Source organism: Mycobacterium sp. E2479, assembly GCF_001667925.1.
Lineage (GTDB): Bacteria > Actinomycetota > Actinomycetes > Mycobacteriales > Mycobacteriaceae > Mycobacterium.
In genome coordinates, this window is the sequence record NZ_LZJR01000122.1 from 46,683 (window position 1) to 55,144 (window position 8,462).

General features: G+C 64.7%; 12 protein-coding genes and 1 pseudogene. 1 reads left to right on the forward strand and 12 read right to left on the reverse strand.

What is annotated here, in order from left to right; all coding sequences use genetic code 11:
• Window positions 1–69: 69 nt before the first annotated feature.
• Window positions 70–810, reverse strand: coding sequence for an SDR family NAD(P)-dependent oxidoreductase (locus A5686_RS18340; RefSeq protein WP_067937242.1), 741 nt, complete (start codon window positions 808–810; stop codon window positions 70–72).
• Window positions 811–864: 54 nt separating this feature from the next.
• Complete coding sequence (locus A5686_RS18345) at window positions 865–1,149, reverse strand: hypothetical protein (protein WP_067937275.1); 285 nt, start codon at window positions 1,147–1,149, stop codon at window positions 865–867.
• A 181-nt stretch (window positions 1,150–1,330) separates the two neighbouring features.
• Here A5686_RS18345 and A5686_RS18350 point away from each other — a divergent pair, with 181 nt between their 5' ends.
• A complete protein-coding gene (locus tag A5686_RS18350; RefSeq protein ID WP_067937245.1) occupies window positions 1,331–1,702 on the forward strand; it encodes a hypothetical protein in 372 nt (123 codons plus the stop codon).
• 108 nt (window positions 1,703–1,810) lie between these two features.
• On the opposite strand, the gene A5686_RS27670 is transcribed toward A5686_RS18350, so the two are convergent.
• From A5686_RS27670 to A5686_RS18395, 10 genes and pseudogenes are all read right to left on the reverse strand, one after another.
• Window positions 1,811–1,975, reverse strand: a complete 165-nt coding sequence (locus A5686_RS27670) for a hypothetical protein (protein ID WP_197520624.1) — start codon at window positions 1,973–1,975, stop codon at window positions 1,811–1,813.
• A gap of 258 nt (window positions 1,976–2,233) precedes the next feature.
• Window positions 2,234–2,539, reverse strand: coding sequence for a hypothetical protein (locus tag A5686_RS18355; RefSeq protein WP_067937247.1), 306 nt, complete (start codon window positions 2,537–2,539; stop codon window positions 2,234–2,236).
• A 12-nt stretch (window positions 2,540–2,551) separates the two neighbouring features.
• Complete coding sequence (locus A5686_RS18360; protein WP_067937277.1) at window positions 2,552–2,974, reverse strand: Hsp20/alpha crystallin family protein; 423 nt, start codon at window positions 2,972–2,974, stop codon at window positions 2,552–2,554.
• Window positions 2,975–3,279: 305 nt separating this feature from the next.
• Window positions 3,280–4,656 (reverse strand): replicative DNA helicase, encoded by a 1,377-nt coding sequence (gene dnaB / locus A5686_RS18365; RefSeq protein ID WP_067937249.1) that lies wholly within the window; start codon window positions 4,654–4,656, stop codon window positions 3,280–3,282.
• Between the two features lie 530 nt (window positions 4,657–5,186).
• Window positions 5,187–5,645 (reverse strand): 50S ribosomal protein L9, encoded by a 459-nt coding sequence (rplI, locus tag A5686_RS18370; protein ID WP_067937252.1) that lies wholly within the window; start codon window positions 5,643–5,645, stop codon window positions 5,187–5,189.
• 30 nt (window positions 5,646–5,675) lie between these two features.
• Complete coding sequence (gene rpsR / locus A5686_RS18375) at window positions 5,676–5,930, reverse strand: 30S ribosomal protein S18 (RefSeq protein WP_003874730.1); 255 nt, start codon at window positions 5,928–5,930, stop codon at window positions 5,676–5,678.
• Between the two features lie 43 nt (window positions 5,931–5,973).
• Window positions 5,974–6,486 (reverse strand): single-stranded DNA-binding protein, encoded by a 513-nt coding sequence (locus tag A5686_RS18380; protein WP_067937254.1) that lies wholly within the window; start codon window positions 6,484–6,486, stop codon window positions 5,974–5,976.
• Between the two features lie 127 nt (window positions 6,487–6,613).
• Window positions 6,614–6,904, reverse strand: coding sequence for a 30S ribosomal protein S6 (gene rpsF, locus A5686_RS18385; protein WP_007771721.1), 291 nt, complete (start codon window positions 6,902–6,904; stop codon window positions 6,614–6,616).
• Between the two features lie 132 nt (window positions 6,905–7,036).
• A complete protein-coding gene (locus tag A5686_RS18390) occupies window positions 7,037–7,678 on the reverse strand; it encodes a DJ-1/PfpI family protein (RefSeq protein ID WP_082947699.1) in 642 nt (213 codons plus the stop codon).
• Between the two features lie 54 nt (window positions 7,679–7,732).
• Window positions 7,733–8,359: pseudogene (locus A5686_RS18395) on the reverse strand (hypothetical protein); the annotation flags it as partial.
• Window positions 8,360–8,462 lie beyond the last annotated feature (103 nt).

Sequence of the window (8,462 nt, forward strand, 5' to 3'; positions counted from 1 at the left end):
GCAGTCAGGTACGCCCGCCCGGTGTCCGGTCAGGTCATCCGCCCGCCCCCTCGAACTGTGGGCCGGTTGCTATCCGGCGCCCTTACCGTTGTCGACCCGATAGACGGCACCATGGACCGCGGCAGCGGCGTCGCTGGCGAGGAAGGCGATCACGTTGGCGACCTCGAGGGGTTGCATCATGCCGCGCGGCGAAGCCGTGCGCATGATCAGGTCGTAATTGGGGTCTTCCGGCGCGCTGAACTGCTCGATCTGTGGCGTGAGCATGCCGCCGGGGCATATCGCGTTGACACGCAACCGATCCGGGGTGTACTCCACGGCCAACGCACGGGTGAGCCCGATCAGGCCGTGCTTGGCGGCGCAGTAGCCAGCCGAGTACGCCTGGCCCTCGACTCCGGCGATGGAACTCACATTGACGATGTTGCCGCCGCGGTTCAGCAGATGAGGCAGCGCCGCTCTGCAGAGGTAGAACGGCCCGTTGAGGTTGACCGCAAGGTCTTGTTCCCAGTCCTCGTCGGTCATCGACTCCGTGCGGCGCATCTGGTGTCGCCCGGCGACGTTGACCAGGATGTCGAGCCCACCGAAATCACGAACGCACTGCTCGACCGCATCTCGGCAGGCCTGCACCGAACCGACGTCCAGCGACGCGAATCCGCCGCCATCGATGCCGGTGAACACGTCGGCCAAGCGACCCGCATCACGCCCGATACCGAAAACCGTTGCGCCCTGGCGAAAAAACAGCTTGACCGTTTCAGCGCCCAGACCGGACGACGCACCCGTCACCAACGCCACTTTGCCCTGCAGTGCGGCCATGCCAACCCGTCCTTCTCCGTGACCGTCGATCCGGCAGACACTACTTGGTTCCGTCTAGTAGGACCGCAACCGCACCACGCCGCTGCGTCGAACGCGAAGCGGTGCAATGGCTCTCGACCCGCATCTGGCGGCCAGGTCGGAAAGGACACGCTCGGGATGGAACCGCTGCTGGATCCGGCGCGCCGTGATCATCGCGAGCAGGCTGCACACCTGCCTGCCCAGCGCGACCCGGCTCGTTCGCTTCTTCCAGCTTGGCGGCGCAGAAGCGGCACGCCGTCCGAAGTAGTAGCCGACGCATGTCGCTGTCGCCAGCCCGGCGATGGCGGCGATTATCGTCACGTGTAGAGCGTCCTTCGTCGCCGTCACGGGGAGGTCACGCGAGGGCTACACCTCGGCCAACAACCGCTGGACCGGCGCACGGTCAGCGGCGAAAGACCAGCCACCTCATCGCGCTTTCGGCGCTTTACCGTTGTTGATCAGTCGGCGAACAACGCTGAATCCAGCCCCTACGATCTGGGTTGTGGATGAGATGCCTCGCTACACGGGCCCGATAGACCCCTGCAACCGCAACATCTTTGGGGCATGTCTGTCGTTGGTCGGTTTGGCGACGATGGTGCTGGCGACCCTGCTGTTGCTGATTGCCTTGAGCAACCCTGCGTTGGCATTCAGACTGGAGGCCGGCTTCTTCCCTCCCTTGTCCGAATCGGCGGTGCAATCCGCACGCACCGAAGTCGTCGTCGCTGCCGTGTTGACTGTCCTGTCGAGCGCCTCGGCGGTGGCGGCGGTGATCTTTCGCTCGACCATCACGTGGCGGCTGATCGGCGGCGTCACCCTGCTGGCTTTGATTCTGGTAGGCCCGCTGCTGTGGGTCTGCTACGACATGGCCTTTTGATACCGGCCGTCACGCAGCGGCGAACGCCCCGCCGCGCATACCTTGACGGCGGGAGCGTCGCCGCCGCGGAACGGCATACTTCCTCAGTCGATGTCGAAGCACCCGCCGTCACCAGACACGGCGGTCACCACCAGCATGGGGATATTCGTCATCGGGCAGCGGAACCGGCTGTTGCTGCTCGGCCCAGTCGGCGGGATCGGCCTCGAGCGGGTGAAAGTTGCGCAGCGCGCCCGAGTGACCGCGTGCAGCGCCGAGGATGGCTTGATTGATCACGGGTACCCCTTCCTTGCCTACTGGCGAATAGCACCAACTAGCAACATCTTCGCGTTGATCACACCGTCATCGGTGGATGTGAGGGCGGGCCGTCCGCGCCGGAAACGAGTTGCCTGGTTGCGGCAGTGGCGTGCCTCGTCGGGATTCACGCAGCGCCCACGGTATTGCCCGGCCGACGGACTGGCCCGGTCATCCTCGTTGTGATGCCATCACCTGCCTTCCTTAGTTGTTGTCTCACCTTTTTTCGCAAATGCGCGCTCACGGAGGGCTGCGCTGCACGGCGCGCACGTCGGGCGCGGGCGCAGTCCAGGGCCGCCCAGATATCACCCGGAACCTCCCAGATGTTCGAGGCCCGGCAAGGGCACAACCGGCCACTGGGGGCGACGGTGGGGGGCAAAGCAGGCTCGCCGCCGCATCGCACAGGATGGCGTCGACCTCTGCGATCAGCACGGACAATGCCGAGCCCTCGTCAACCAGCGCCGCGGCCTGGACCATCGAGCCGTCGGGGACCGCGCCTGCCCCGGTGCCGTTGTGTGTCATCACCAACAAGCGTTCTGTCAGCATCGGAGCGGCCGATCATGCGCTGATGGCGGCGTTCTGCCTATCCCCGCGCTTGACTTCGATCTTGCGCGGTTTGGCCTCCTCAGAGACCGGAATGTGCAATCGCAAGACCCCCGCGTCATAGCGCGCATTGATACGGTCGGTGTCGAGATTGTCTCCGAGCACCAACTGCCGGCTGAACACCCCGCGCGGCCTTTCGGTCGCCAGCATTTCCCGGCTTGGATCGAGGTCGGGGCGTTCCGCTCGTACCGTCACCACGTTGCGCTCGATATCGAGGTCCAGCGACTGTTCGTCGACTCCCGGCAGATCGAATTCGACGATGAACTGCTCGCCGTCGCGCCAGGCATCCATCGGCATCACCGCCGGACGCGCCGCAGTACCGAAAACCTGCTGAGTGAAGCGATCGAGGTCACGAAACGGATCGCTACGCACCAACATGGTCGTCACCTCCAACACTCCCATCTATTTGTCACTGAGCATCGATTATCTATGCCTTGCGGCATATATTTTTATATAGCTCGGCCGGTCGGTCTTGGCAAGCGTGCGTCCAAAATTCCACCGCCACAAAGTGATCAACCGGCTGCGCGCTTATTTAGCGGACCGCGGCGGTGGAGCATCACCCATGCCGGCAACGACGGAACGTGCTAGGGAGCCGCTCTACCGGGGACCCCTACGGGCGCGCCGAGACCGGCAAAAACCCGCGCTCGGGAGCTCGCGGGCGCGCGATGGCAGTTGGACCTAGGTCAGCGCGCCATGTTGGTGAACCGCGACAGGTGCAGTTGGTGCGCGACCGTCACCGTCTTGGTGGGGCCGTTGCGGTGTTTGGCGAGAATGAAATCCGCCTCTCCTCCGCGTGGATCGTCGCGGTCGAACGCGTCCGGCCGGTTCAACAGGATCACCATGTCCGCATCCTGCTCGAGCGATCCCGACTCACGAAGGTCCGACAACATGGGCTTCTTGTCGGTGCGCTGCTCGGGACCGCGGTTCAGCTGGCTGATCGCGACGACGGGCACCTCCAGCTCCTTGGCCAAAAGCTTGAGCTGGCGCGAGAACTCAGACACCTCGAGCTGGCGCGACTCAACCTTCTTTCCCGACGACATCAGCTGCAGATAATCGACCACCACCAGGCGCAGGTCGGATTTCTGCCGCAGCCGCCGCGCCTTGGCGCGGATCTCCATCATGGTCAGGTTGGGCGAGTCATCGATATACAGTGGCGCCTCGCTGATCTCGCTCATGCGCCGCGCCAGCCGCGTCCAGTCTTCGTCGCTCATGCGGCCGGAACGCATGTCGGAAAGTTTGATCTTCGCTTCCGCCGACAGCAGCCGCATGACGATCTCGGACTTGCTCATCTCCAGCGAGAAGATGACGCTGGCCATGCGGTGCTTGATCGAGCACGACCGCAAAAAATCCAGTCCTAGTGTCGATTTGCCCACTCCAGGCCTGGCCGCCACGATGATCATCTGCCCGGCATGCAGACCGTTGGTCACCTCGTCGAGTTCGGTGAAACCGGTCGGAACGCCCCGCGCGACACCACCATTGGAGGCGATGGCGTCGATCTCGTCCATCGTCGGCTGCAGCAGATCCTCAAGCGGAACGAAATCCTCTGACGTCCGGCGGTCGGCCACCTCGTAGATCTCGGCTTGCGCACGGTCGACCACCTCGGCCACGTCGGCGCCCTCGGCTCCCGCGTAACCGTATTGCACGACGCGGGTGCCGGCCTCCACGAGGCGGCGCAGGAGCGCCTTTTCGGCCACGATGGTCGCGTAATAGCTCGCGTTGGCCGCGGTCGGCACGGTAGAGATCAGCGTGTGCAGATACGGTGCCCCACCAATGCGACGGAGCAGGTTGCGGCGGTCCAGTTCCGCGGCAACCGTCACCGCATCGGCCGGCTCGCCGCGCCCGTAGAGGTCCAGGATCGCGTCGTAGACATTTTGGTGGGCGGGGCGGTAGAAGTCGCCGGGCCGCAGCCGTTCAAGCACATCCGCGATGGCGTCCTTGCTGAGCAGCATGCCCCCCAGCACCGCCTGCTCAGCCGCCAGGTCCTGCGGAGGCTGCCGCCCGAAGTCCTCGCTTGGCGGCGAGGAATCCATGCCCGACGCCAAGTCATCGACGACCGCCACGGATTCCCTCCTCCCCTGATTCACGCATCCGAACATACATTCGATCGCCGACATCGAGCGTAAGTCAAGGTGCTGACAAACCGCGCCGCATGGCGCCCGACTCGCGGCGCCGGGACGACGTTAAACGTTGCTGGCTAGCAGGCAAAGGGGGTGCTGTTTATGGAGCTGTGCATCGTGTGTGCATATCCGTCGACACCTGTGTTGAGCGGGGTGTGGAGAACCTGTGGATTAATGCAAAGGGCAAGGACATCACTGCAGATACCGGCCATACAACGCCATGAAATTCGTGTGGACAAGAATCTCTACGGCGTGTCGGGCCAGGTTACTGCCCCGGGCGTGTTGGCTTTCCACCGTGTTTTCCCAGCGTTACGGGCCGGTAAATCGCCCGGGCGCCACACACCCCGGAAACAGTTCGCCAGGAAGCGCGCCCGCGACCCTCGGCACCGGAGTGCCACCGCATGCCCGCTGCACAACGAAGCCCGGCGGCGGCCGATCATGGCCACCACCGGGAACGGGCAAATGCCGGGTGCTTAGCTCTGCGCGACGACCTCGAGCGCGACCTCGACGTCGACCTCGGGGTGCAGGTGCACCGCCACTGGGTGAGTCCCGACGGCTTTGATGTGCGACTTGGGCAGCCGCACGATCCGCTTGTCCAGGCTGGGCCCACCGGCCTTCTTGATCGCCGCGACGACATCGCCGGTGGTAACCGAGCCGAACAGCTTCCCTGAATCGGCTGCGGTCTTGACCGGCAGCGAGACTGGGCCGAGCGCCTCGATCGCCGTCTTGAGTTCGTTGGCGTGCCCGAGGTCGCGCACGGCCTTGGTCTCACGGGCCCGGCGGATATCGTCGGCCTGCCTCTGCGCACCGCGGGAGGCCACGATCGCCAAACCGCGCGGGAGCAGGAAATTGCGGCCGTAACCGTCCTTGACCTCGACAGTCTCGCCGACGGTGCCAAGATGGTCGACGTCGGCCGTCAGAATCAGCTTCATCGTTTCGTACTTTCGGTAGGACTGGAGCGACTATCGCGCCGAAGAGGTAAAGGGCAGCAGCGCCACCTCGCGGGCATTCTTCACCGCGATGGCGATGTCACGCTGGTGCTGCACACAGTTGCCGGTGACGCGACGCGCACGGATTTTGCCGCGCTCGCTGATGTACGTACGCAGCAATGCGGTGTCTTTGTAGTCGATCGCTTGATCCTTCTTGGCGCAGAAGACACATTTGCGCGCCTTGACCGGCTTTTCCGGAGCCGGCCGCCGCTTGTTGGACTTGGCCATGTCTGTCTTTCTTTCCGTTCTCTATTACTGAAGTTTTCTCAGATCAGAAGGGTGGTTCGTCGTCCCCGCCGCCGAACGAGCCCGATGCGGGCGCGCTGCCCCACGGGTCGTCCGCGGGCGCACTGCTCGCCGGTGCCGGCTGCTGGCGGGATCCACCGCCACCGCCGAAGCCGCCGCCGCCACCGCCGCTACGGCTGGCCTTGTTGACCTTGGCGGTGGCGTACCGCAGCGAGGGGCCGATCTCGTCGACCTCTACCTCGACCACGGTGCGCTTCTCACCTTCACGAGTCTCAAAAGAGCGCTGCTTGAGCCGGCCCGTGACGATCACCCGGGCACCGCGCGTGAGGCTTTCCGCGACATTCTCGGCGGCTTCTCGCCAGATGTTGCACCGCAGAAACAGCGCTTCACCGTCTTTCCATTCCCCGCTCTGGCGGTCATAGATTCGCGGTGTCGACGCCACTGTGAAGTTCGCGACGGCGGCACCCGACGGGGTGAACCGCAGTTCGGGGTCGGCGGTCAGGTTTCCGACAACGGTGATCGTGGTGTCACCAGCCACAGTTTCCTCCTCGTTCCACCCTGTTCCTCGCCGCTCCGGTGGTGGACGTCATGAGCGTGCTTTTCGCTGAGCTCTCCACAGCCTAGGCAGGTGCGCCGACGAGAAGCACGCGACGCAGCCAAGGCTGTTAGTGCTTGTCTGTCCGCATCACCTTGGTGCGCAGTACCGACTCGTTGAGGCTCAGCTGGCGGTCGAGCTCGGATACCGTCGCCGGCTCGGCTTTGAGGTCGACGACCACATAAATGCCTTCGGCGTGCTTGGCGATCTCGTAGGCCAGACGGCGCCGGCCCCAGATGTCGACTTTGTCGACGGAGCCACCATCCTTGCGAACGACGTTCAGGAACGTCTCCAAGGATGGGGCAACGGTGCGCTCGTCGAGCGTGGGGTCAAGAATGACCATGATTTCGTATGGACGCATGGAAACCTCACCACCTCCTCTGGACTGTGCGGCCACGGACGTTCCGTGGCAGGAGGGTCGCCTGCGTCGGCAACCGCATCAGGCTACCGGATACCGGGCTGACCAGAAAAATCCGGTCGGTTGGGCAATTCACTACCGCCGGGCGGCCAAGTATTCCTCGGCCCTCGCCAGCGTTGCGGGAGTGGCCTTGGCAAGCACTCCCGAATCGAATGGTGGCTGCGGGTCGTATTCGATGAGCAGCTGGGCCGCCTGTGCGGCCTCGCGATCGACGAGCAGTTCCACCAAACGCAGCGCCATGTCGATGCCGCTGGATACACCGGCGGCGGTGATGATCCGCTGCGGCAGGTGTTCGACGACTCGTTCCGGCACGTATCGGGCGCCCAGGCCATTGAGTGTGTCGGCGGCCCGCCAGTGGGTGGTGGCGGTGAGCCCGTCGAGCAGTCCGGCCGCTGCCAGCAGCAGGGCACCGGTGCACACCGAGGTGGTGAACCTGGTGTTGGGATGTACCGCCTGCAGCCACGCCCGGATGGCCTCGTCATGAACGAGCGGGCGGGTCCCGATCCCGCCGGGGAACACCACCACATCGGGAGCGTTCACCTCGTCGAAGGTGGCGTCACAGCTGATACCGAGCAGTCCGTTCTCGGTCCGCACCTCACCCCGCTGTTTCCCGACGAACACGACATCGATCGACGGGATGCGTTGCAGCACCTCATACGGACCCACCGCGTCGAGCGCGGTGAATCGCGGAAAGATCGGGATGACGACCTGCGTCACGGCGCCACGATCCCGCCGATTCCGGTTACGCGGCAACATTGTCATCGTCCCGGATCATGGCCTGGCGCCGCTCGCCACCGCTGCTTGCTCGTCGGCGTCGTCGGGTGCCGGCGCGGTCGAGCGGCGCGACCCGACCGGCCGCAGCCAGTCCGGCAACCAGGCAGGCGGGGCATCAGGTGCGCGATCGAACGGTCCGCCCGCCGGATCGTCCACCCGCGCGCCCCAGCGCACCAAATCCTCACCGGGCTGATATATCTGGCGAATCACCAACGCGCACAAAGCGATCACCGCTAGGTCCCGCAGCAGCACGGTCGTGGTGAAGAACTGTTCGGGCAGCGAGCGGTTGGGGTTGCCGTACAGGAAATACATCCGCGGCACCCATACCGAGGCGTCGACGGTCATCCATGCCAGCAGTATCCGCCGATGCGGCAGCGCGAGCACGGCCAGCGGCACCAACCACAGCGAAAACTGCGGGCTCCACACCTTGTTGGTCAGCAGAAAAGCCGCGACCACCAAGAACACCAGCTGGGTTACCCGCGGGCGCTGTGGCGCGGTCAGCGCGACGAATGCGATTGCGGCGCAACACGCCACAAACAGCACCGCGACGACGATATGGACTCGCTGTACAACGTCATCAAGTCGTTCACCGGTTGGCGGGGATTCGACCCCAAGCTCGGGTTCTGGCAGCCGCCGACGGTGCTCAACACCGTCGTCGCGGTGCTGTTTGTGGCGTGTTGCGCCGCAATCGCATTCGTCGCGCTGACCGCGCCACAGCGCCCGCGAG